The sequence below is a fragment of the Maribacter sp. LLG6340-A2 genome (assembly GCF_045057105.1).
Classification (GTDB): Bacteria; Bacteroidota; Bacteroidia; order Flavobacteriales; family Flavobacteriaceae; genus Maribacter.
Window position 1 is genome coordinate 1,364,456 of record NZ_CP159332.1, and the last position, 25,657, is coordinate 1,390,112.

The 25,657-nt window shown below is 37.3% G+C and carries 15 protein-coding genes; 2 read left to right on the top strand and 13 right to left on the bottom strand.

The genetic code is table 11. The features are described 5' to 3' along the window. Window positions 1–16 precede the first annotated feature (16 nt). The 10 genes from ABVM52_RS05750 to ABVM52_RS05795 form a co-directional block, all read right to left on the bottom strand. On the bottom strand, window positions 17–2,407 hold the full coding sequence (locus ABVM52_RS05750) for an ABC transporter permease (RefSeq protein WP_405384455.1): 2,391 nt from the start codon (window positions 2,405–2,407) through the stop codon (window positions 17–19). Window positions 2,408–2,441: 34 nt separating this feature from the next. Further along, complete coding sequence (locus ABVM52_RS05755; RefSeq protein ID WP_405384456.1) at window positions 2,442–4,841, bottom strand: ABC transporter permease; 2,400 nt, start codon at window positions 4,839–4,841, stop codon at window positions 2,442–2,444. 255 nt (window positions 4,842–5,096) lie between these two features. Further along, entirely contained in the window at window positions 5,097–7,529 is a 2,433-nt protein-coding gene (locus ABVM52_RS05760) for an ABC transporter permease (protein WP_405384457.1), read from the bottom strand. 154 nt (window positions 7,530–7,683) lie between these two features. Beyond that, window positions 7,684–10,083 carry an ABC transporter permease gene (locus ABVM52_RS05765; RefSeq protein WP_405384458.1) on the bottom strand — a complete coding sequence of 800 codons (2,400 nt, stop codon included), beginning with the start codon at window positions 10,081–10,083 and terminating at the stop codon, window positions 7,684–7,686. A gap of 30 nt (window positions 10,084–10,113) precedes the next feature. Beyond that, window positions 10,114–12,498, bottom strand: a complete 2,385-nt coding sequence (locus ABVM52_RS05770) for an ABC transporter permease (protein ID WP_405384459.1) — start codon at window positions 12,496–12,498, stop codon at window positions 10,114–10,116. Window positions 12,499–12,560: 62 nt separating this feature from the next. After that, complete coding sequence (locus ABVM52_RS05775) at window positions 12,561–14,939, bottom strand: ABC transporter permease (protein WP_405384460.1); 2,379 nt, start codon at window positions 14,937–14,939, stop codon at window positions 12,561–12,563. Window positions 14,940–15,040: 101 nt separating this feature from the next. Next, a complete protein-coding gene (locus tag ABVM52_RS05780; protein WP_405384461.1) occupies window positions 15,041–17,458 on the bottom strand; it encodes an ABC transporter permease in 2,418 nt (805 codons plus the stop codon). 208 nt (window positions 17,459–17,666) lie between these two features. Then, window positions 17,667–18,362 (bottom strand): ABC transporter ATP-binding protein, encoded by a 696-nt coding sequence (locus ABVM52_RS05785; RefSeq protein ID WP_058104953.1) that lies wholly within the window; start codon window positions 18,360–18,362, stop codon window positions 17,667–17,669. 57 nt (window positions 18,363–18,419) lie between these two features. Then, window positions 18,420–19,670, bottom strand: a complete 1,251-nt coding sequence (locus ABVM52_RS05790) for an efflux RND transporter periplasmic adaptor subunit (protein ID WP_405384462.1) — start codon at window positions 19,668–19,670, stop codon at window positions 18,420–18,422. 58 nt (window positions 19,671–19,728) lie between these two features. Next, window positions 19,729–21,069 (bottom strand): TolC family protein, encoded by a 1,341-nt coding sequence (locus ABVM52_RS05795; RefSeq protein WP_405384463.1) that lies wholly within the window; start codon window positions 21,067–21,069, stop codon window positions 19,729–19,731. A gap of 201 nt (window positions 21,070–21,270) precedes the next feature. On the opposite strand from ABVM52_RS05795, the gene ABVM52_RS05800 reads away from it, so the two are divergent. Beyond that, entirely contained in the window at window positions 21,271–22,635 is a 1,365-nt protein-coding gene (locus tag ABVM52_RS05800; RefSeq protein WP_405384464.1) for a sigma-54-dependent transcriptional regulator, read from the top strand. After that, entirely contained in the window at window positions 22,635–23,981 is a 1,347-nt protein-coding gene (locus tag ABVM52_RS05805; RefSeq protein ID WP_405384465.1) for a sensor histidine kinase, read from the top strand. Before ABVM52_RS05800 ends, ABVM52_RS05805 begins: the two co-directional genes overlap by 1 nt. Window positions 23,982–23,983: 2 nt before the next feature. On the opposite strand, the gene ABVM52_RS05810 is transcribed toward ABVM52_RS05805, so the two are convergent. The 3 genes from ABVM52_RS05810 to trmB are packed head-to-tail and all read right to left on the bottom strand — an operon-like array spanning window position 23,984 to window position 25,638. Then, complete coding sequence (locus ABVM52_RS05810) at window positions 23,984–24,328, bottom strand: MGMT family protein (RefSeq protein ID WP_405384466.1); 345 nt, start codon at window positions 24,326–24,328, stop codon at window positions 23,984–23,986. A gap of 7 nt (window positions 24,329–24,335) precedes the next feature. Further along, window positions 24,336–24,965 carry a LysE family transporter gene (locus ABVM52_RS05815; RefSeq protein ID WP_405384467.1) on the bottom strand — a complete coding sequence of 210 codons (630 nt, stop codon included), beginning with the start codon at window positions 24,963–24,965 and terminating at the stop codon, window positions 24,336–24,338. Between the two features lie 4 nt (window positions 24,966–24,969). Then, window positions 24,970–25,638, bottom strand: a complete 669-nt coding sequence (trmB, locus tag ABVM52_RS05820; RefSeq protein WP_405384468.1) for a tRNA (guanosine(46)-N7)-methyltransferase TrmB — start codon at window positions 25,636–25,638, stop codon at window positions 24,970–24,972. Window positions 25,639–25,657 lie beyond the last annotated feature (19 nt).

Sequence of the window (25,657 nt, forward strand, 5' to 3'; positions counted from 1 at the left end):
GATTGATGAATATTCCCTACTCCGTTCGTAAACTTTTTACAGGGTTTGCCAAAGCAGCACTTATGGCTTGAAAACTTACTGTAAATAGTGCTATTAAAAGGGCCAGAATACCGGCTAAAGCAAAAACCGTCCAGCCAATGGTAACGCGATATGCAAAATCTTGTAACCAATTGTTCATTAACCAATACGACATGGGGAACGCAATGGTAACGGCGACCAAAACCAATTTGAGAAAATCCTTGGATAACATTTGTGTAATTCCCAAAACAGAAGCACCCAGCACCTTCCTTACCCCAATTTCTTTTTTACGTTGTTCTGCAGTAAAAGCTGCCAATCCAAAAAGACCTAAGCAAGCAACAAAAATGGCCAAAACACAAAAAATAAGACCCATAAGTGCCGTTTTACGTTCTTGAGCGTAAAGGCGTTCCATGTTCTTATCTAAAAAGACATACTCAAAGGCTGCATCTGTAATAACAGATTCAAAAGTTGATTTTAATTGATGCATAGTGTCCGTTAAATCTGCACCTTTAACCCGTAGAAGTACAAATGATTTAGCCTCACTTCTATTATTATGGAATGCATAGGCCCCTATTGGTCTATGAAGGGATTCATAATTAAAATTATCCACTACGCCCATAATTCTGGCTTTTTCACCAAAACCTCCAATTAAAACCTTCTTGCCTACGGCTTCCTCTGGAGAATACCCCAGATACTCTATAGCTTTTTTGTTCAGAACAACTTCTACTAGGGTATCCCCTTCCTGTTTTACCAACGGCAATGTTTTACCTGCCAACAGGTTAAGCTTTAATAGTTCTATAACTTGAGCGTCTGAATGATTTGTACTTATTTGAGTTCCGTTTTCATCATTTTCATTTTTAAATAAGGTACGCCCGCTAACGGAAATACCAGGAAACCCCTGTGCCATTGCCACATCTGAAACCATACTAAGCGATTTAAATTCCTTGACCAATGTTTGTTTAATGCTTGTTCCCCTAATTCCGCCTGTGGTTACAGCAATTGTATTTTCAGGTTCATAACCCAATTTTTGTTGCTGCATAAATTCTAATTGCTGGTAAATAACCGTTACGGACACAATTAAAACCACAGATGCCGCAAACTGTAATACCACTAAACCTTTCCTTAAGTTTATAACTCCCTTACCCCCATTAGAACCTGGATTTAAAGCAGCATTTGGAGAAGATTTTGAAAGATAGAAAGCGGGGTAAGAACCGGCAATCAAAGTGGTTGTTAACCAAAAGACAACCAATCCTGTTAGCATTTCTAAACGAAATAAGAAGGACATTTCTAACTCCATACCAGTTATGGTATTGAATGCCGGGAGCAATAGTGCCGAAATTCCAATCCCGATAAAAAGAGAAATTAAGGTCACTAAACCTGTTTCCGCATAAAAACGAATAACCAAACTTTTGGAGGATGCCCCTAATGTTTTATTAATACCAACATCTTTGGTACGCTTTTGGGATTTTGCCGTCATTAAATTCATATAATTGACACAGGCAATCAATAATATCAACAAGGCAAGAAATGTTAAATTTCGTATTTCCGAAATGTCACCAATATGTTTTGAGTAAGAATTTACATAACCTGCAGAAAATAAATGAACGTTTTCCAAAGGCTGCAAGGTCAAGGAAAACCACTGCCCCGCTTTGTCCACGTTTTTATCCAATACCGATTGCATTTGCAACTCCGTTGTAGCAATAGAAGCACCCGGGTCTAATTGAACATAGGTCTCAAAGCTTGAATTTCCCCAACTTGGTTCTTTAAATGCAAAAGTGGAACTAAAAGAACCAATAGCATTGAATGAAATTGAACTATTTGCAGGAAAATCGGGAAAAATCCCTACAACCTCCAGTTGATCTTCGTTGTCTACAAGAATTGTTTTTCCTATGGGGTCCTCGCTTCCAAAATACCTTTTTGCGGTACTCTGGGACAGCGCTACCGTATTGGGTCTTTCCAATTCCTTATACGATCTGCCTTCTATTATCTTAACGTTGAATATCTCAAACAATTCCGGGTCACACCAGTAAAGTTCTTTTTCCAAGAAATTGGTATTACCCACCTTAACAAAAGCGGTTTCGCCAAAACCATGCTTTAAAATACGGGCCGCTTTCTTCACAGATGGTATATCTGTCTTAATTGCCGGGGCTACAGCCGCTGGTGCCGTACATAGTATTTCTTTTCCATAACTCTCATCGGTTTGAACCAAAACCCTGAAAATTTCTTCCTTATGCTCATACTCTTTATCAAAACTACGTTCATAACTGATAAATAAAAATAAGACGATGGTAATGGCAAGACCTAAAGAGAGGCCAAGAATGTTTATTCCCGAGAACATTCTATTTGTTTTTAGACTTCGCCAAGCTATTTTTAAGTTGTTATGGAACATGATTACATTATTTTGATTGATTGATGATTTTACACTACTCTGTTCTCAAACTTTTTACCGGGTTCGCCCTTGCTGCTTTAATGGCCTGGAAGCTTACGGTAGCTATGGTTACCAACATGGCTCCCATCATGGCCAAGGCGAAAATCCACCATTTAAGAATTACCCTATAAGGATATTCCTGTAACCAACCGTTCATTATAAAATAGGCGATAGGCACGGCAATAAAACAAGAGATGACCACCAGTTTTAAAAAATCTTTGGAAAGCATGTTCCATACATTGAAAATAGATGCCCCAAGCACTTTGCGCACTCCTATTTCTTTCTTTCTTTGTTCTGCTACGAATGAGGTCAACCCGAATAATCCTAAACAACTAATTAATATGGCAAGTGCTGTAAACACGCCCGATAATGTACCAATACGTTCTTCAGAAGCAAATTTTTCTCCATACTCACCATCTATAAAATCATATTCAAATGGTATATCCGGAAAGTGTTCCTTAAACACATTTTCTATGGTTGTAATATTCTGAGTTGCGCTTTGGTTCGGGTTTAATCGTAGGTTGTAATAACTGGCATTATCATGCCTATCATACACATACACTCCTTGCTTTACCGGTTCATAAGGAGACTGGGTAATCATATCTTGTACTACACCTATAATTTTCAATGGCGGATTGGGGTCTTCCTCATCATCATCTCGTAAAAACTGCCCTATAGGGTTTTCCATCCCTAAATATTTCTTTGCAGTTTCATTGATGAGTATCCCTAAGGAATCCGAAGCAAAATCTCTTGAAAAATCGCGCCCTTCAACTATTTTAAGATTCAATGATTTTGCATATTCCGGAGATACCTCAGTCCACGCCAAATCCTCCTGAAATCCTTCTGGTTTCCCATCCCAAACAAATCCGCCACGGTTAGACCATATTCGGGTAGTAGGGCTACTTGAAGTCGACATTTCTACCACCGCTCCAGAACCTATAAATTCAGCTCTCATTAAATCATACTTACCCACAAAATCTTGACTAAAAGTAGGTACTTGAATCAAACCTTCTTTATCATACCCTACCGGTCTATTTTTGGCATAATTTATCTGCTGCATAACGATGACGGTACCTATGATGAAGGCTACGGATACCGTAAACTGCAATACCACCAATATTTTTCTGGGCAAGCCGGCATGTTTTCCAGTTTTAAAGGTGCCTTTTAACACATCAACAGGTTTAAAAGAAGAAAGGTATAATGCGGGATAACTACCTGCCAGCAATGCTGTAAACAAAATGAAAATCAGTGAAGCGCCCCAGAACAATCCGTTGCCCCAAGGAAATACAATTTCTTTTCTAGAAAGGTCGTTAAAGCCGTTCAACGATAAGAGAACCAATAAAATTGCCACAATAAATGCGAATAACACCACGATGAAGGATTCACTTAAAAACTGATAGATCAACTGACCTCTCTGCGATCCAATCGATTTGCGAATACCTACTTCTTTACCTCGTTTCTCTGACCGTGCAGTACTCAAATTCATAAAATTGATACATGCCAATAACAACACAAATGCACCAATAATACCAAAGAGCCAAACATACTTTATACGCCCACCTTCTTGCTTTCCGTTTTCAAAACTGCTACGCAAATACCAGTCTTTCATAGGAAACAGAAATATCTGCGGATTAAACTGAGCCGTATCTTCGTTTAAATCTTTTTTTACGTTTTTTATTCTATCCGTTACTTGTTCAATAGTAGTGTTGTCTGCCAACTCCACGAACATTTGAAAGGAGTTGTTCCCCCAGGAATCCTCTGCGTTCTTAATCCACTCATTAACTGCCAAATACTTTTCCCAAGGAATAATAAATTCTGTATCGTTAAAGGAATTATTTACCGGTATATCACTATAAACCGCGCTTACATTTAGTTTATGTTCGTTGCTAACGGTCACCGTTTTACCTATTGGGTCTTCACTACCAAATAAAGCATCAGCAGTAGACTGGGACAACATTATAGAATTGATTTCCCTTAGTCCGTCTTTTTCTCCTTTTATGATATTTAAGCCAAATAACTCAGGTCCCGCTTGTTGCATATAATTACCAGGCCTGGATATGCTTTTATCACCATATTTTAAGTAATGGTCATTGGTCCAAGAGCACATGATCAGGTGCTTAAAATTATCGCTATAACCATCTCTTAGTGCTTTTTCCAAAGGTCTAGGTATTGCAGGACCCGTACCTGTTTCCCCATTAAAAGTTTGCGATTGAAACACTTGCGCTATACTATCCTTATTCTTAAAATAGCTGTTATACGTAAGTTCGTCTTGGATCCACAGCCCTATGATTAAGGTAACTGCCATTCCCAAAGCTAGACCTCCAACATTGATAATGGTATATCCTTTGTTCTTTAGAAGATTTCGCCAGGCTATTTTCAGATAGTTTTTAAACATGATCGTTCGTTTTTTGATTGATGTTTAGTTGGTACTAAACAGTGATTGTTGATTGATGACCTAAAAGGTAAAACCAAATTCGTGCCACACTACTAAAATATTGTTTATCAGTTGTTTACAACAAAATAAATTATTTAAGGTGTAAAATAATTTGACAACAGATGTACAATATATTTACAAAGACTGCTTAAAAATGAGAATGTTACACCAATACCATCAATGCAAAAACGAGATTTAGTATGTCATTTTCCAAAACTACTCCGATCGTAAACTTTTTACCGGATTTACAATTGCCGCTTTTATACTTTGGTAGCTTACCGTTACAATTGCTACGATAATGGCAAGAATAGCTGCCAGCAAGAATACGCCAATACCCATATCTATACGGTACGAGAAATCTTCAAGCCATTTATTCATGGCAAACCAGCCTATGGGCAGGGAGATTAAAATAGCCACCCCTACCAATTTTAGGAAGTCTACCGTAAGCCGGTAAGAAATTTGACTTACAGTAGCTCCCAACACTTTTCTAACACCGATTTCTTTTGTTCGTTTTTCGGCATTAAAGGCAGCTAATCCAAATAATCCCAAACAAGCAATAAAAATGGACAGCATAGTAAAAATGAAAAATATCTGACTCAATTTTTGTTCCGCTTCATAGGTGGTGTTGAAGGCTTCATCCATAAAACGATAATCGAATGGCTGCCCTGGTGCCATAGCATTCCATGTACTCTCAATAGCTGCAATATTGTTTGCATAATTACCACCGTTCATTCTTACCGCCATATTTTCTGCATCTGAGTTTAGATGCATTCCCAATGCACTAATATTGGTACGAAGCGTTCTATAATGAAAGTCTTTAACCACTCCAATTATGGTATAATATGTAGGGTTTTCTTGATCTATTTCCTCAGATATCCGCATACCTAAAGCTTCTTCTGCCGTTACATTTAAAATAGGTAACGTAGCTTCATTGATTATAATGGCTGTGGAATCCGATGCATAGGCTGGATTAAAATCGCGCCCGGCAACTATTTCCATTTCCATAGTTTTTAGGTAATCGGAATCTACGGCCCATTCTTGCATTTGAATGGCACTTTCTTGATCTCTGGAACCCTCTTCAAAGAATGAAGAGTCTGATCGCCAAGATGGCGTTGGATAATAATTGCTCAACGTAGCACTCTCTACAAAACCCATGTTCGCAATCTGTTCTTTAAACGTCTTCGTTTTGGACCCCAATGCTCCCATTTCATTTATTAGCAATACTTGGTCTTTGGTGAAGCCCAAATCTTTGTTCTGTATATAATTTAATTGCTGAAATACAACCAAGGTACTGATGATGAGAAATACCGAAATTGAAAATTGAAAGATTACCAAGGCATTACGTACCCTACCATTACCTACACTTTCTGCACTACTACCTTTTAAGCTTTTAACAGCTGTAAATCTTGACATAAAAAATGCAGGGTAACTGCCCGAAAATAATCCCAGTAAAAATGTTGCCCCTAATAACGCCAACCAGAACAAGGGCTGAGTAAACGGTATTACAATTGATTTACCCGTGAAGCTATTGAAAAAAGGCAATGCTATCATTGATATTAATAACGCCGCTAACAAAGACACAAATGCTATTAAACCTGATTCGGTTAAAAACTGAAAAACAAGATTCAATTTATTCGACCCCAAAGTCTTCCTAACTCCAACTTCTTTGGCTCTCTTTAGCGAATGAGCCGTAGACAAATTCATAAAATTAACACTTGCCAATATGATCAAGAACAGCCCAATAAAAGAAAGAATGTAGATATTCTGAATACTGCTCGTTGCACTCATTTCCGAACTTTTATCTGAATGTAAATGAATATCGGTCAAGGGCATAGTATGGTATCGAATATAATTGCCCGATGCTGCAAACGACTCCGCCGTCATCCCTGGAAAATATTTCTGTGCCCATGGCAACATGTAGCGTTCTAACATGTCTTGCAAGGGTCCTTGAAAATCTTCAACCGATGCTCCCGGTATTAGTTTTATAAAAGTAAAATAATTATTTCCACCCCAATTGTCTTCTCTAGATGCTACGTTGCCCGCCATTGCTAAAAACACACTATAATCATTGAAATAGGAATTTTTGGGCATATCTTCAATGACACCGGTTACCGTATACGTATCTGTATTATCCAACAGTAGATTCTGACCAATGACATCTGTAGCACCAAAATGCTTTTCGGCTGCCGTTTTGGTCAACACTAAGGAGTTGGTGCCCGTTAATGCTGTTTTTGCATTACCTGCGAGCAACTCTATCCCAAAGAATTCAAACATGGTAGAATCGGCATAAGTGATATGGTTTTCTTTGGCACTTCTGTTTCCTCCTTCTTTTTTTACATATGCACTACCTACGGTTCTGAATCGAACAGTAGATTCTACTTGCGGATAATCTCTTTTTAAGGTTTCTGCCATTGGTGCGGCAGCTTCACCAGCTTTGATTTCTGCTCCACCAAATTTTATATCAGAATCTATGCGATAAATTCTATCTGCATCGGCAAACATTTTATCATAACTAAGTTCGTCGTAGATATACAGCGATATAATTAATGCCCCAGCCATACCAATGGCTAGTCCGAATGTATTTAGAAAAGTGAAAAAGGCTTGCTTCTTTAAACTCCTCCAGGCGATTTTTAGATAGTTCTTAAACATGGTTCTCGTTTTTTGGTGCTTGATTACGACTCATCAAATTCTAATTTCATGCCATTAATTCAAAATATTGATTATCAGTCATTTATATTTAAAGATAAAATACAAAGTGTCAAATATTTGGACAAAATGTGTCTAAATTATTTACAATAAAGTTTTATTCCGTACGTAAACTTTTGATAGGATTCGCCCGTGCAGATTTAATGGCATGATAGCTTACTGTTATAATAGCAACGGCTACCGCCATAATACCTGCCAAGGCAAACACCCACCAGTTGATTTCTACCTTGTAAGCATAAACATTCAACCAATTATCCATAGCATACCATGCAAATGGTGTTGCAATTACAATTGCAATGATGACCAACTTTATAAAGTCTTTTGATAATAATGTGACAATGCTAGAAACTTCTGCTCCCAATACTTTTCGTATACCTATTTCTTTGGTTCGCAACATGGCACTATACGTTGCCAAGCCAAATAAGCCCAAACACGCTATGAATATGGCTAAAAAAGAAAATAGGGTAAACAGCTTTTTAAATCTAAAATCCGCTTGGTACTGTTCATTAAAACTATCATCTAAAAAGCTGTACAAAAATGGTCTGTGTGGTGCTAAAGTTGCCCATTTTTTCTCAATATTGGCTATAGACTGCTGCATATCATCTGTCTTTACCTTTAAGGAAATATACCTTCCATATTGAGAGTAACGCATGGATAGCGGAGCTACTTCTTGATGTAGGGATATGTAATTAAAATCTTTAACGACCCCTACAATGGTTCCTTCACGACCCCATTGCTGAAATTTTTTACCAATAATTTCAGAAGGGTCTGCATAACCAAATGATTTTACTGCAGCTTCATTTACGACCATAGCACTTAGCGAATCTGAAACAAATTGCCTTGAGTACGCTCTGCCCGCTACTACTTCAATATTATAATGTGGTATAAAATCAAAATCTATTTCATACAAAAATGGCTCAAAATGTTCCATACTGCCTTCAAATGTTTCTATCTCTGTTCCGGCAGCCGGAAAATGACCTCCTGGCACTGTGCGCGAACTAGCTACAGATGTTACTTCCGGCAAACTTTTAAGTTCATTTTTTACGGTTTCTATCTTATCCAAAACTTCACCGTCCCAATTATAATCGATGACCAATTGTTGCTCATTGTCAAACCCAAGATTTTTGTTCAACATAAAACCTAGTTGAAAATAAACGATAACCGTACTTGCTATCAATGCAATAGATAAACTGAATTGAAAAATTACCAGACCTTTACGTAAGTTCACCCCTTGCGGAGAGGAACTTATCAGTCCTTTTAAAACACTGGCAGGTTTGAATCCCGACAAAACAAATGCAGGGTAGCTTCCCGCAAATAAACCGGTAATAATTGCCGTACCGAAATATAATGGCAACATATAAGAGCTAAAGATATCACCTATTATAAACTGCTTACCTGTAATATTCGATAACCACGGCATGCACACAAAAACAAGTAATAACCCTATGGAAGCAGATATCAATACCATTACCAATGATTCACCCAAAAATTGATAAATCAATCCTTTTTTATCGGCACCAATAACTTTTCTAACTCCTACTTCTTTGGCACGTTCCATAGACCTTGCAGTCGCCAAATTCATAAAATTGATGCTGGCAATGATAAGTATAAACAAGCCTATTACACCAAAAATATAGATGTTGGGCAGGCTGCCAACTATACCAGGTTGGCGAGCAGCATCTGAATTCATATAGGCGTCCTTTAACGGTTCAAATGCTACATCGTAGTAATATTCCTTATCTTCCTCTGATTGGTGTTTATCTAAAAACACAGGCATTTTTGATTGAAAATCTTCTACATTAAAATTTTCGTTTACCAAGAAATACGTATAAAAATCCACATATCCCCAAGACTCAAAAATATTTGGTCTTGTTTGATAAAACGAACTCATAGAGAGTAAAACATCAAAATTAAAATGCGAGTTTTTGGGCACATCTTTCATGACACCGGTTACGGTATATTGCCCATCATTGGCTCTACCGCCAACACCTTCCATAACCTTACCCATTGGATCTTCATCACCAAAATACTTCTTGGCCGTTCTTTCTGTCAACACCACAGAATATGGTGCTTCTAGAGCTGTTTTAGGATTCCCCGAAAGTAATGGCCAGGTAAAAACATTAAAGACCGAAGCATCCACATAGAAGCAATCACTCTCTTGAAAAGAATTAGAGTTGTATTCCAACAAAACATCCGACCTACCTGAAAACTGTACTTTTTCAATTACCTCAGAAAAATCTTCTTTTAGAGCCGCTCCTATAGGTGCATTTCCCCAAATCCACTTATCTTTTACATCGCTCGATCCCATATGGTGTACCACTCTATAAATTTGATCGCCTTTTGTATGATACTTATCATAGGAAAGCTCATTGTTAATGAACATTAAAATCATTAAAAAACAAGCCATGCCAATTGCTAGTCCGCCAATATTAATAATTGAATAGCCTTTATTCTTAGTTAGGTTTCTCCAAGCGATTTTTAGATAGTTCTTAAACATGGTTCTCGTATTTTGATTGATGATTTTACACTACTCCGTTCGTAAACTTTTGATGGGGTTAGCTCTTGCTGCTTTAATGGTTTGATAACTAATCGTTATCAGGGTAATCAGCATAATAATACCTATGGCAAAAAGAAAATACCACCAATTGACCTCTGTTCTATAGGTGTATCCTTCCAGCCATTTATTCATAAAATACCAGGTGATTGGTGTGGCAACGACTCCCGCAATTAAAATAAGTTTAAGAAAGTCAATAGAGAACAAGGTTAGAATACTAGATAAATTACTACCCAATACTTTTCTTATACCAATTTCTTTGGTACGTTGTGTTACAAAAAATAGAATCAAACCGTATAGCCCTAAGCAACCAATAAAAATAGCCAAGGTTGAAAATGCTTTAGACAATGATAAATACCGTTGCTCGGTTTCATACATTTCGGCAACACGATCATCTAAAAATCGGTATTCAAATATGTTATCTGAGAAGGTGTTAGACCACTCTTTGTTTATCTGTTCTAAAGTTTCTTTTGTATTTAAGTGATTTATTTTAACGGCAATTTCGGAGTACCAATCGGTGTTTGGGGCAATAATTATGGGACTTATGTCATCAGTAAAACTCCTATCGTGAAAATCTTTTACTACACCAACAATAGTAGCTTTAGTTCTACCCCGGTTTACTGCTATTGCTTTGCCCAAAAGTTCTTCGGGGTTTGAAACCCCGACATTTCTACCAAATTTTTCATTGACGAGCATTTCAGTAATCGAATCGGCTTTAAAGAAATTTCTACCGGCCACCAACGGAATATTAAATGTATTGATATAGTCTTCATCTGCAGCTTTGACCTGAATGCTAAATTCTTCGGTCTCAGAACGGTTGTTGTACGTTACACTTGTACCCCAATCATGTTCTTCCGCACCAGGACTACTTAAACAATTGGTAACCTTTTGCACACCAACAATTTGTTTCAGACGTTCTTTTAAGCTAGAGAATTGTTCTGGATCCAACTCATCAGCCACTTCTAACATTACTATAGATTCTTTGTCGAAACCCAAATCAGATTTTGTAGCGTAATCAATTTGTTTTGATATGACCAATGTTGCTACAATAAGTGCTATGGATATTACAAATTGGGCAACTACCAATACTTTTCGAGTAGCTGAACCACCGGTGTCATTATGGTTTAACTTTCCTTTTAATGCTAATACCGGAACTATTCTAGACATCAATATTCCGGGGTAACTCCCCGATAGGAATGCCACCAAAGCTAAAGTGACAAATAAGAAACCTACAAATTGATAGCTTAACAAACTTTGAAGTGTCAATTGAATTTCAAAAAGCGTATTAAATGATGGAAGGAAAATTATTGCAGCGGCTATTCCTAGTATCATAGCAATCAGACTTATTAAAAAAGTTTCCGATAAAAATTGCCAAAAAAGGTGTTGTTTAAAACTGCCCAATACTTTTCTAATTCCTATTTCTTTAGACCGGTAAAAGGCTTGAGCTGTAGAAATGTTTATAAAATTAATACACGCTATTACAATCAAGAACAGCCCAATAATTCCAAACACCACTAAAAAAACAGGATTTAGTCCTCCATAATCAGCGTTTAGATGAATATCTGATAAGGTTTGTAATTTATATACGTGTTTATTCTTATAGCCAGGTCTATGTTCTTCAGGAAGTGGGATAAGTGCAGCTTCAATAGACGCTATATCTTGATTGGGCTTTAAAAGAGAAAAGCACTGCAAATTACTTGTTGTTCCGCCCCAAGATTCGCCCGCAGCAAAATCAAAAAAGGGTTCCAAGTTTTGAAACGAAATAAATATATCTCCTTCTAAAAACGTTGTTTTGGGCAGGTCTTGCAGTACTCCTGTAATTTCAATTGTCGTAGTATTGTCTAAAACAAATAACTGCCCCACAACATCAATAGTTCCAAATAATTCTAAAGCCTTCGTTTCTGTAATTACCGCGGTGTTTGGTGGTGAAATACTGATGTTATTGCTGCCATCTAAAAGTGGGTAATTAAAAATTTTAAAAAAGTCTTCTTCCACAAAAAACAAATCCTCTTTGAATTTGTTAATCGAACCATTTTGTTCCACATTCAAAATCATTCCGTTTCGGTCAACAATTTTGGCTACCTGTTCGGCATAGGCAAAATCTTCTCTAAATACTTTTGCAAAACCCGGGGGAACAGACGATCCATAGGAAACATCCGTTCTGTGCATTTCAGTATTCATTCTATAGATACGGTCAACATTATCATGAAATTTATCAAAAGACAAGTGGTAATTTATAAAAAGAAAGATCAAGGTAGCGCTACCAAAACCTATGGAAAGCCCCATAATATTGATGGCAGTAAATATTTTATGTTTTACTAAATTCCTCCAAGCGATTTTTATATAGTTCTTAAACATGATTCTCGTTTTTACCTCCCCCGCCCCCTCCAAAGGAGGGGGAACGGATTGGTGATTATTATTTACTCCGTTCGTAAACTTTTTACGGGGTTTGCCATAGCGGCTTTAATTGCCTGAAAACTTACTGTTAACAATGCTATACAAATGGCCACAAACCCTGCAATAGCAAAAACCCACCAATTGATCTCTATGCGATAGGCAAAACTTTCTAGCCAGTTATGCATAAACCACCAAGCTACTGGCACTGCAATTAAAAGTGCTATCATAACCAAGCCCATAAAGTCCTTGGAGAGTAGTTTTACTATTCCGGAAACACTTGACCCTAACACCTTTCTAACACCAATTTCCTTCTTACGCTGGTCTGCAGTATATGCCGCAAGTCCAAATAATCCTAAACAAGAAATAATAATGGCCAGAATAGAAAATATCATTGCCAATTTTTCAACCAATACTTCGTTTCTAAACCTAGAATTAAACAAATCGTTTTCAAAACGATACTCAAAAGGAAAAGCAGGATTATATTCTTTTAGAATATTCTCTATAGCGGTCAATGCATTCTGTCTTGAAGATTCTGGCTTTATTTTTATGTACATGCTATTTGCATACTCATTGTTGTTAAAGAACATGACGGGCCCAGTTTTTCCATTGCCATACATATCGCCATATAGGTAATCTTTGACCACTCCTATTACAGCATAATTAATATCATTGCGCATAACCGTTTTACCCAGTGCACTATTATCCCCCATCAGTTTTGCAAAGGATTGGGTTATAATAATATTGGTACTATCTACAGCGCTATTATCATTAAAACCATGCCCCTCAAGCAATTCTAAACCTACAGTGCTCATAAAATTTGGACTTACATATCTAAACCTTACAAGTACATCATCTGTATCCATACCTCCCTGCCAACTTAAACCGGACCCATTATTACCGCTAGATAGCATATTCGTATTCGTTAACGCAACATCCTCTACCGTACCAGAAGCAATCATAGACTCCTTTATGGGATCAAACTTATCTATCATGTTTCCATTGATCGGTACATTGACCAATCTTTCTTTTTCATAACCTACATCGCGGGCTCTAACATGTTGTATTTGCTGATAAATTATAATACTGCTAATAATAAAAACTATAGAAACTATAAATTGAGTAATTACAAGACCTTTTCGAATCATAGTGGCATTGCCTTGACTTTTACCAATTCCCTTAAGTACATAAGCAGGTCTAAAAGAGGAGAGATAAAGGGCAGGGTACCAACCCGCCAAAAGGCCACAAACCAATGTTATGCCCAAAAGGGAAAACATGTGTAGGGGCTGGAACAGCCTTAATTCTATCTGTTTTTCAACTAAAATATTGAAGGATGGTAGTAATATTACCAATAATACAATACTCAGAATAGCGGCAATACTTGCCAAAATGACCGATTCAATCATAAATTGACCAACCAATCTTCTCTTATTGGACCCCAATACTTTTCTTACACCTACTTCATTGGCTCTTTTTCCGCTTCTCGCCGTTGACAAATTCATGAAGTTTATACAGGCTATCAACAGAATAATTAATGCAATAAATGCTAATGACCACACCAATTTAATTTGTCCGCCAACTATTTTCCCTTCCTTAAAATCTGAACGTAAATGCCAATCCTTTATAGAATGCAGGAAAGCCACATTAGGGTTTTCATCATCATCAGACCTTTTTGAGGCAATCATACCCCTTACCTTAGTATCTACTTCCTTAAAATTGGAATTAGGTGCAAGTTCTACAAAGGTATCTGCGAAATTATTACCGTATTCCTCGGTCCAAGACATATCTGTTTCTCCTAGCTGAAATCTTTCGAATGGTAAAAGCCAATTAAAACCAAACGTTACGTTCCTGGGTAAATCTTTAACAACTCCGGTAACGGTAAAACTATATTCATTGTTAATTTTCAATACACGGTTCAGCACTTTTTTGTCCGTACCAAAAATTGTAGATGCCGTTTCTTGAGTCAGAACTATTCCATCTGGTCTAGACAGAGCAGTGTTCATTTCCCCTTCTATAAATGTTAAACTGAAAATATCCAAAAAATCAGGTTGCACATATCTACCATATCTGTTGATTCTATTTTCTCCATCCGTAAGTAGGATCTCCCCACCCCAAGTAGTAGAGGACTTTGTAATTTCTGGTATTTCGTTTTTTAAGTCTTTAGCCAGCGGTCCGGGAGTGGCATAAAAAGTGTACACCTCACCTTCAAAGGTTTGGTTAGTAGGTACCATATAGACCAAATCTTGTTTGGGAAAAACACTATCGAAATTTACCTCATCTTCCACCCAAAGAAAAATTAGGCTTGCACAAGTAATACCAACGGCCAACCCAAATATGTTGATTGCGCTAAAGCCTTTATTTCTCCATAGATTTCGCCAGGCGATTTTTATATAGTTTTTGAACATGATTCTCGTTTTTTCCTCCCCTAGCCCCTCCGAAGGAGGGGTAAAGGATTGGTGATTATTATTTACTCCCTTCCCTTCGGGAAGGGTTGGGGATGGGACAATTATTCTTTCCTTAAGCTTTTTAATGGCTGTATCAATGCGGCTCCAATAGATTGATAGCTAATGGTCAAAATAGCTATGGTCAATGCAATGAATCCAGCTGTTAAGAATATTCCCCAACCAATTGTAATGTGATAGGCGAAATCTTCTAACCAACGGCTCATTAAATACCACCCAACAGGTATGGCAATGGCAATAGAAATAACGATCAGTTTCATAAAATCTAGGGTAAGCAGCTTATAAATACTCTTGAATGGCGCCCCTAAAACCAAACGGATGCTGATCTCTTTTTTTCGTTGTTCTACCATAAAGGCAGATAGTGCAAACAAACCTAAACAGGCTACTAATATGGCAAATAGTGCAAAGCTGTTGAATATTTTACCCATACGCTCTACATCATCATGCATACGACTGAATTCTTGATCTAGAAAGCTATAGTTTATTGCTTGACTGGGGACATTTTTATCCCAGACCGTTGCTATAGATGCCAATGCCTCATTCACATTACCTTTTTCCAACTTTAGCGAAATGGTCCCTAAATTTTTACCGATTACCAAAGACAAGGAAGAGATATCCTCTTTTAAAGATTTAAAATGAAAATCATCTATTACACCTATTACTTTGAACATCTGTCCGTTGTTATTGATCTCTTTACCAATGGCATCTTCCAAGCCCAACTCTCTTTGCATGTTGGCATTTATGATGATGGAGTTCAAAGCATCTGACGCAAATTGTTTGGAAAAATCTCTTCCGGTTTTTACCGTAATTCCCAAGGTTTTAATGTAATCGTAATCTACCCTCCAAATTTGGGCGGGTATGCCCCTGCCTTCATTTCCTTCATCTTCCCTTCTAAAGGTATTTCCGTTTCTACTACCGCCATCAACAGGTAAATAGTTAGATATGGTTGCTGACTTTACCTGTGGTAATTGCAGTAATTGTTCTTTAAAATTTTCAGCGCTATCACCCAATATACCTGTGCCCTCAAGTAGTACCACGTGTTCTTTATCATAGCCCAATTCTTTTTGAAGTATAAAATCCATTTGTTGGTAAATAATCAACGTAGCTATAATCAAAATCACCGAAGTTGTAAACTGAAAAATAACGAGTCCGCTTCTTAATTTGCCACTCTTACTACCAATACTAAGACTTCCCTTTAAAACATTTACCGGTTTAAAAGCCGATAAATAAAATGCGGGATATAATCCTGCCAAAGCCCCTACCAAAAGAGCAGATAGTACTATTATCGGAGCAAACCACCATGCCGACCATGGCATTTCTATTGTTTTTGATGCCATGTTATTGAACGTCGGCAATAACGCCCAAGCCAATACTACACCCAGTAAAAAGGATACAAAACTGTACAACACAGATTCGGTCATGAATTGTGTTACCAAATTGCTTTTATAGGCACCTATGGTTTTTCTTAACCCTACTTCTTTTGCCCTATTGGCAGATTTTGCAGTAGATAGATTTATAAAATTGATGACCGCTAACAATAGTACAAAACCGGCAACGGCAGCAAAAAGCCAAACAAAACGAATATCGCCATGCTTTAAACCATCTGCCATTTTAATATCCGAATACAAATGAATATCGGTTATGGGCTGAAGTTTATAATTCATGGTTCTCAATACTTCAATAAAATCTGGTGCACGCCCACGTTCTCGCTGAGCGGGAATTATATAATCTTCAACAATAGAAACCATTTTTTGCTCTAACTCCTGCACGTTTGTATGGTCATCTACCAATACATAGGTAAAGTAATTCTGGTTGGTCCAGTTTGCATTGGTATCCTCTATGGGCAACAGAAAATCATAGGCTAGATGTGAGTTTTTTGGAGCATCTTTCATCACCCCGGTTACCGTATAAGGTTTGGTCTGGTCATTATCTAAAATAATGGTCTCGCCCACTACTTTACCTCCATTAAAATACTTAGCCGCTTTGGATTCTGATATGACAATACTTTTAGGGTTTGCCAATGCCGTTCTTGGATTACCCTGTTGCAGCTCCACTTCCAAAAGCTCAAAAGCTTCTTGGTCAGCAAGTACAAAACCTGTTTCCAGATTATTTTGAGACGCCCCTGCTAAACGAAAACCACGATTGCCTGCACCAAAAATGCCAATGGTATTAATTTTCCCAGCCTTTACTATTTCTGGAAAATCGTTCTGTAAGGTTTCGGCAAAAGGCAATTGAAAGTGCGTACTTTTCATCACCTCACCTTTATACATGCCCTCTAACACTACCCTATATAATTGGTCCTTTTTTGCATAGTGCCGATCATAACCTACTTCATTGTTAATGAACAATGCAATTAAAAGACAAGCCGCTATACCAACAGCAAAGCCACCAATTTTAATGGTGGCAAATAGCGTATCCTTTTTAATACTTCTCCAAGCAATTTTAAGATGGTTTCTGAACATGATTTTTGTTTTTTCCTCCCCTAGCCCCTCCGAAGGAGGGGAATTGGTTTGGTGATTGATTGATGATATTCTATTATCCGTGATTAAGGGATAGGTTGCGTTGGTTCGGTTTTTGGTTGATTAGTTGTCTTCACTTCGGCTCCGCTCAGTGAACGGAATTGATAAATGATTGATGAATAAACTCTTTTTCATACCCTTTTTTGGGGCACTACATCATAGCACCGATTGCCCTATTCTGACTTTCGGTTACTATTTGACCGTCGAATAGATTGACTACTCTGTGCGCGTAGTGCGAATCTCTATCTGAGTGCGTTACCATAACTATGGTGGTTCCCTCTTGGTTTAGTTCCGTTAACAAATTCATTACTTCTATACCGTTTTTGGAATCTAGATTACCTGTTGGCTCATCTGCAAGAATCAATTTTGGGTTGGTTACCACTGCTCTTGATATTGCCACACGCTGCTGTTGACCACCAGATAATTGCTGCGGAAAATGCTTTTCTCTATGTGCTATTTTCATACGCTCCAATACTTTCATTACTTTTTCCTTACGTTCTGCTTTACCCATTTTTAAATAGATCAAGGGTAGCTCCACATTCTCAAAAACGGTTAACTCATCTATAAGGTTAAAGCTTTGGAATACAAAACCTAAATTTCCCTTACGCAGTTGCGTACGCTCGCTCTCCTTTAATCCGCCTACTTCATTGCCCGCAAAATTGTAACTGCCTTCCGTAGGGTTGTCCAGCATTCCAATAATGTTCAACAAGGTAGATTTACCGCAACCGGACGGACCCATAATGGCAACAAATTCGCCATCTTCTACTTTTAGGTTGACACTGTTCAATGCCAAGGTTTCTACTTCTTCTGTTCTAAAACTCTTTTTTAGGTTTGTAATGGTTATCATATTCCTTCGTTTTTTGTTTGTTATAATGACATCGAAAATTTTCTGATGTGACAGTTTTTATTTTAAGACGATTCTTTCAGCTTCCCCGAAATTATCGTAGTTACTGGTGATTACTTTTTCTCCGGGTTCCAAGCCTTCCAATACTTCATAGTATCTTGAATTCTGTTTCCCTATTCTAATATTTCTTTTAATGGCTTCTCCACCATCAGGATTTACTACAAAAATCCATTGTCCGCCCGTACTTTGAAAAAAGCTTCCTTTTGGCAATAACAATGCATCGTTAGATTCGCCTAATTGTAATTTAATATTGTAGCTCTGACCCGAACGAATGGTCTCTGGTTTGTTATCGGTAAAAACCAAATCAACCTTAAATCTTCCGTTTCTTACCTCCGGATATACTTTTCGCAATCGCAATGGAAATTCGGTACCATTACGCTCCAAAACCGCCACTAAATCTCTCTTTACACGATCAATATAATGTTCGTCAATATCCGCTTCAATTTTATAATCTGTCAACACGTTGATTTGACCTATTCGTTGCCCTTGTGAAATGCTCTGACCGATTTCCGCATCTAAAAATCCCAATTGACCGTCTGCAGGAGCTCGTACATTTAAGTGATCTAACCTTTGGTACACCATACCTAAAGTTTTCTGCATACGCGCCAAATCGGTATCCAAGCCTCTTAATGATGTTTCTCGTAATTCATCATCTTGCTCTGTCTGCAATTTTACGATCTCATACTGTTTTTGGGACAGTTCATAATTTTCTTTGGATAACTGAAATGCTTCTCTTGAAATCAATTCCTCATCGAACAATGCTTTGTTCTGTTCGTAATTTCTTTTTAAGCGTTGCAGGTCTGTACTTGCCGTTGCCAAAGATTTTCTTCCTTCTACCTGTCTAGAATCGAAATTCAATTTTGTAGAACGCAAATCATTTTGCTTTAATGCCAAGTTACTTTCGCTTGCCAAAATCTGCTCATACAAATTCATGTTCTCCAACTTCAAGATGATATCGCCTTTCTTCACTATGGCACCTTCTTCTATTAATTTCTCACTTACACGCCCACCTTCATAGGCATCCATATAGATAGTGGCTATTGGTGCTACGTTACCATTAATAGTAATGTAATCATCAAACTTACCATCAGAAACCGCGGCAATTGACAGCTTGTCTTTTTCTGTTCTAAAGGTCGATACCGAACTGGCAAATAACAGTTGGTAGCCAACAAATAATAGCAATACGCCTAAGGCAATATAGCCGTAGTGTTTTGGTTTTAATCCTTTTTTCTTTTCTAGTTTTATATCCATGGTAATCGTTTGTTCGTTGTTCGTATTAAATCTCCCTCTTAATACTATTTACTTAATACTAATCTATATTGAAAACTGGTAATCCCCTGTAAAAATCCAATGTGCTTTTATTGATTTCTGATCGCAATTTCACTTGTAAATTTTCATTTTGTGCACTGGCGTATAAATTTTTGGCGGTAAACAGTTCCAAGGCATTTATCAAGCCTTTTTCATATCTTTTTTGTGCTATGGTGAATGCTAAATTCTGCGCCTCCATTTTTTGATTGCTCTGTACCAACTCAACCACTAAAGAATTATAATCTTGCACTAATTGCTGAATGGTTTGAAACAATTCTTGTTCTTGTGTTTTTAAATTATTCTCGGCACGTAACTTTTCTATTTTAGACTGTTTCACCTGCGATCTTGCCGACCAACCGTTACTAATAGGTACACTTAAATTTATTCCCCAGTATTGAGAAGTGTTATCTCTAAACTGTTGTCTAAAAGGTAAAGTATTACCTAATGTGTCTCTTGTGGTCTCAAAATAACCGGTGCCAATACCGGCAAAAAATGAAAGCGACGGGTACAGTCTACCTCTAGAAACCGCTACCTGCTTTTTTGCCGCTTTAGCTCTTAACTCTTGTGCTTTTAGCAATGGTAAAAACTCTCGGGCTTCTGTGTATACGGCATCAGACTTTATTTCTATTTCCGCAACCTCAACTTCTGGCAATTCTTTAGCTATTTCAATTTCAGAAGTGTTCTCTAAATTCATTTCTTGGATCAAGGCCAGCTTTGCCGATGCCAATTGGTTGGCACTTTGTGTTACGTTCAATTTATCGGTCAACAATAAAGACTCTGCTTCATAAAGATCGGCACCTGCTTTTAAACCTAATTCCACCTGCTTTTCTACCAAGTTGTAATTTGTTTGTGATACCGTTAGTTGTTCTTTTGAAATTTCTACCAAACCCTCAAAAAACTGTATATCATAAAAAGCCTGCATGACCCTAAATGCCAATAAGTATTTTTGCTGAAGCACTTCTTCTTCCGTTGCCTTGAACAATAATTTTGAAGCCTTAATAGCATTGATTTTCTGAAATCCCTGAAACAAATCGATAGAAGATTCTAAAGAATAATTATTGGAATAGAAATCTTGATTTACAAATGTACCCGTATTTGGATCTTCCGCTCTACCATAATTCACAAGATAGCTAGATGATGCATTTACCGAAGGCAACAAATTACGAACCGATTGTCTGTAGGTTTCCTTATTAGATTGATTGGTGTATTTAAAATCGTTCAGCTGTAAATTGTGTTCCAGCGCATAGGAAACGCATTCATCTAACGTCCAACGCTCTTGTGCAAAAACAGATGCCCAAATGGAGCATAGTAAAAGTGTCGTTATTTTAATTTTTTTGTTCATTTCTTAATTGGTATGCCATTCTCTATACTATATGCGTGCCATAAATTTAATTTGTTGATTTTCAGCTTTTTACAACTAAACAAAAATCAACAATAATTTAGCAGTGTAAAAATGTTGTACAGATATTGTCAAATATTTTTACACTAGTATAAAAATACCAACTTCTATATGTAGATTTAAATGAGTTAATAGCATATACCCATGATAGACGCGAATATTCTAGTAATAGATGATACCAAAAGTGTACTTAGTGCTCTTGAGATATTACTACAGTTTGAGTATAAAAGTGTGCAAACCATATCTAACCCTAATCTACTTTCATCATTTCCCAACCTTAAGGAAATAGACATCATATTATTGGATATGAATTTTTCTGCGGGAGTAAATACCGGTAATGAAGGATTGTATTGGCTTCGGGAAATAAAAAAGAAGGCGCCTCATATATCGGTTATTATGATGACCGCCTATGGTGCCGTGGAGCTTGCCGTTGAAGCCATTAAAGAGGGAGCAACCGATTTTGTACTGAAACCATGGAACAACGAGCGACTTTTAACTACGGTAAAATCTGCCTACGAACTTAGAAAGTCACAAAAAGAAGTGCTACACTTAAAGCAGAAAGAAAGTAACCTTAAGCAGGTTATTAACCAAAATACCAATTACATCATTGGCAATTCAAAAGCACTTAATAGTGTATTGAGCCTTGTACAGAAAGTTGCCAAAACCGATGTCAATATTTTGGTTACCGGTGAAAATGGTACGGGAAAAGAACTTATAGCCAGAGAACTCCATAAGTCATCTGCCAGAAACAACGAAGTTTTTATTTCTGTGGATATGGGGTCCATTTCAGAGAATTTATTTGAAAGTGAACTCTTTGGGCATGTAAAAGGTTCTTTTACAGATGCCAAGGACGATCGTGCCGGTAAGTTTGAAGCCGCTAATGGCGGAACGCTTTTTTTAGATGAAATAGGAAACCTCTCGCTACAGATGCAAGCCAAACTATTATCTGTAATTCAGAACAGGGTAGTGGTTCGCGTGGGATCTAACAAACCTATTCCCGTAGATATTAGATTGGTATGTGCTACCAACTGTAATCTAGAGCAAATGGTGGCAGATGGCTTGTTTCGTGAGGATTTATTATACAGAATAAATACCATACAAGTACAGGTACCAGCACTTAGGGACAGAGATGGTGATGTGTTGGTATTGGCAGACTATTTCCTTAAAAAATACGCCCATAAATATGGTAAACCAAGTTTAAAAATAAACCAAACGGCACAAGAAAAATTGATGGGTTACACCTGGCCAGGAAATGTACGGGAGCTTTTACATACAATGGAGCGTGCCGTAATTTTATCGGAAGGAAATGTGCTTAAACCAACCGATTTTCTACTGGACGCAAAACCGACCGTTACCATGGAAACCGGACCAAAAACCCTTGAAGAAATGGAATTATTAATGATTACCAAAGCACTGAACGATAATGACGGTAATTACAGTGCCGCAGCAGACCAATTGGGTATTTCAAGACAAACCCTATATAACAAACTTAAAAAATCGGGTAAATAATGGTCAGCAAAAGTATATACTACCAATTGGTTTTCAGGATTATTCTTATTGCCGTTTGCGCGTTGTTAACTGCATTTTTATTTGCCAAAGAACATTATCTCCTTGGCGGTATTTTAAGTATCGTTTTTATAGGACAGACATGCGCACTTATGCATTACGTAAACCAGACCAACAGAAAAATAGCCTATTTTTTTGATGCCATAAAGAATGAAGATTTTACTTTACGTTTTCCTGAAAAATTAAGTGTAAAATCTATAGAAGAATTAAACCATAGCCTGAATATGCTGAACAATATGATTCAAGATATTCACCTAAAAAAACAAGCACAAGAACAATATTATCAAGAAATTTTACGTCAGGCAGATATAGGTATTTTCACGGTAAACGATAAAGGACATATTCTATACGCCAACCCTACAGTACAAGACCTTCTTAATTATAGACCCTTAAACCATGTAAAACAGCTAAAGCAAATAGACCCAGAACTCTATGAACTGTTTGAAGCATTGCAACCTTTTGAAAGTACTATACACTCTTTAGGCAATGAACGTGGAAAAAAAGAATTGACCTTAAAATGTACGCCCATTTCCATTGAAGGAAAACAACTTTTGTTGGTCATTGTACATGACATTCAAAAAGAACTGGATGATAAGGAAACGGATTCGTGGGTAAAATTGATCAGGGTACTTACCCATGAAATCATGAATACCATTACCCCAATTACCTCCATATCAGAATCTATTTTAAAATACTTTAAAAAAGGAAACGAACTTTCTACGCCCGAAGAATTTGGTGAATTACAAATAAAAAATTCTGCCAAAGGTCTTGAAGTGATAAAGGAACAGGGTAATGATTTAATGAGCTTTGTACAGTCTTACCGCACATTTTTAAGTGTACCCGAACCCGATAGGGAATTAATACCTGCCTCTAAAATTTTAGAGAAAGTTCGCCTTTTGCTACAAGAGTATACCAATGCACATGATATAACTCTTGAAGTAACCGCAGAACCTGATAATTTAGAGTTGTATATCGATGAAAAACAGCTGACCCAAATACTCCTTAATTTGGGAAAAAATGCACAACAAGCGTTGGAAGGACAAGAGGATGGCAAAATAGTAATCATAGCTGGCATATCGCCTCAAGGTAAAAAATACATTACCGTTACGGATAATGGCCCCGGTATTTCTCCAGAAATGTTAGATGAAGTATTTGTTCCCTTTTTTACGACCAAAAGTACGGGTACCGGAATCGGACTTAGTTTAAGTAAACAGATTATGCGTTTGCACGGGGGATCTATTCGTGTAACTTCTAATGAAACAACAACGTTTACACTAACCTTTCAATAATACTATAATTCTGCTTTAAGCTCTGTAAACGGGTCCCAGAAATGTTTATCTAAATTAACGATCTGTAAATCTTTTATTTGAACACCTTCTGCCTCTAGCAACTGTTGCATAAGGTTGGTACCGTCAAAATGATGCTTACCGGTTAATATGCCTGCTTTGTTTACCACTCTATGTGCGGGAATATCTTCCATAGTATGTGATGCGTTCATTGCCCAACCTACCATTCTGGCACTACGCGCGGCACCTAAATATTTAGCTATGGCACCAAATGAAGTTACCCTACCTTCAGGAATTAATCTAGCCACCTGATAGACCCTTTCAAAGAAATTCTCATTTTCAGGTTTCATATCTATGCTAATTTTTGAATAATCTAAACGCCGTGATAATGAACAATAAGACCATTAGACCGCTTAATATATAATTGCTGTTCTTTGTAAATGCGGTTGTTTTATCTTCCCACTTTTTAAAATATATAACGTACAAATACATGGCCCAGAACGTTCCACTGCCTGCCGCAAGAATAAATAGGACTTCATCTATGATCCTATAGGTCATAAAACCTTGGGAATGAAAAACGGTATTCAACCCACTATAATAAGGAATTGCCAAAAGATTGATTAGCGCCAGGAAAATACCTTTAGAGAAGCTGTTTCGCTTTTTGGCATCGGCAATGATGAATGGCCTATTAACCTGTTTTCTACCTTTTACAAAAAAGAAAATAGCCAAAATAAAAAACACCAAAAGTGCGGTTTGCAACAACAGTTCTACCACATGCTGGTTTCGGGAAATCAATTTAGCAATGCGCACCGCAACATAGGTTTGCAGCATTACCGCAATGGCCACACCCAATGCAAAAATTAATCCGTTTGCCTTTCCCTTTTCAACACTGGTCTTGGCAGCGTTCAAATTAAGTAGACCCGGCGGCAGCGATGCAAAAAAAGCAGCACTAAAAGTAAAAACAAACAAGGTTGGTAGTTGTTGCATTGGTTTAGTTTACACTGAACCTAACAAAGGTTATAGGCTTTCCTTTTTCAAGATACTGATTTTCATAGAAAGTCTGTATTTCAAGAACTTCTTTAGGACTGCCCTCATTTTTATACACGTCATGATTGGCATAATGAACTTCCAAGCCTAAGCCATGAAGTAGACCTAAGGTATACCCATGCATGAATTCGCTATCGGTTTTAAGGTTTACGGTTCCGTTAGGCTTCAAAATTTGTTTGTAACGTTCTAAAAATACCTTATTGGTCATACGGTGTTTGGTACGCTTATATTTTATTTGTGGATCTGGGAAAGTGATCCATATCTCAGATACCTCTTCTTTTCCAAAAATATGGTCTATCAATTCTATTTGTGTACGAATAAAAGCAACATTTGGTAATTCTCCTTCAACGGCCTCCTTTGCTCCTTTCCAAAACCGAGCGCCCTTTATATCAATACCAATAAAATTCTTATTTGGAAATTTCTTTGCCAGTCCAACAGTATATTCCCCTTTACCACAACCTAGTTCCAGAACAATGGGGTTATCATTCTTAAAATGTGTTTCCCATTTGCCTTTCAACGGAAAACCACCCACAACCTCTTCTCTTGTTGGCTGTATAACGTTTGCAAACGTTTCGTTTTCCTGAAATCTTTTTAATTTGTTTTTGCTTCCCACAACTATCTCATCTATACGG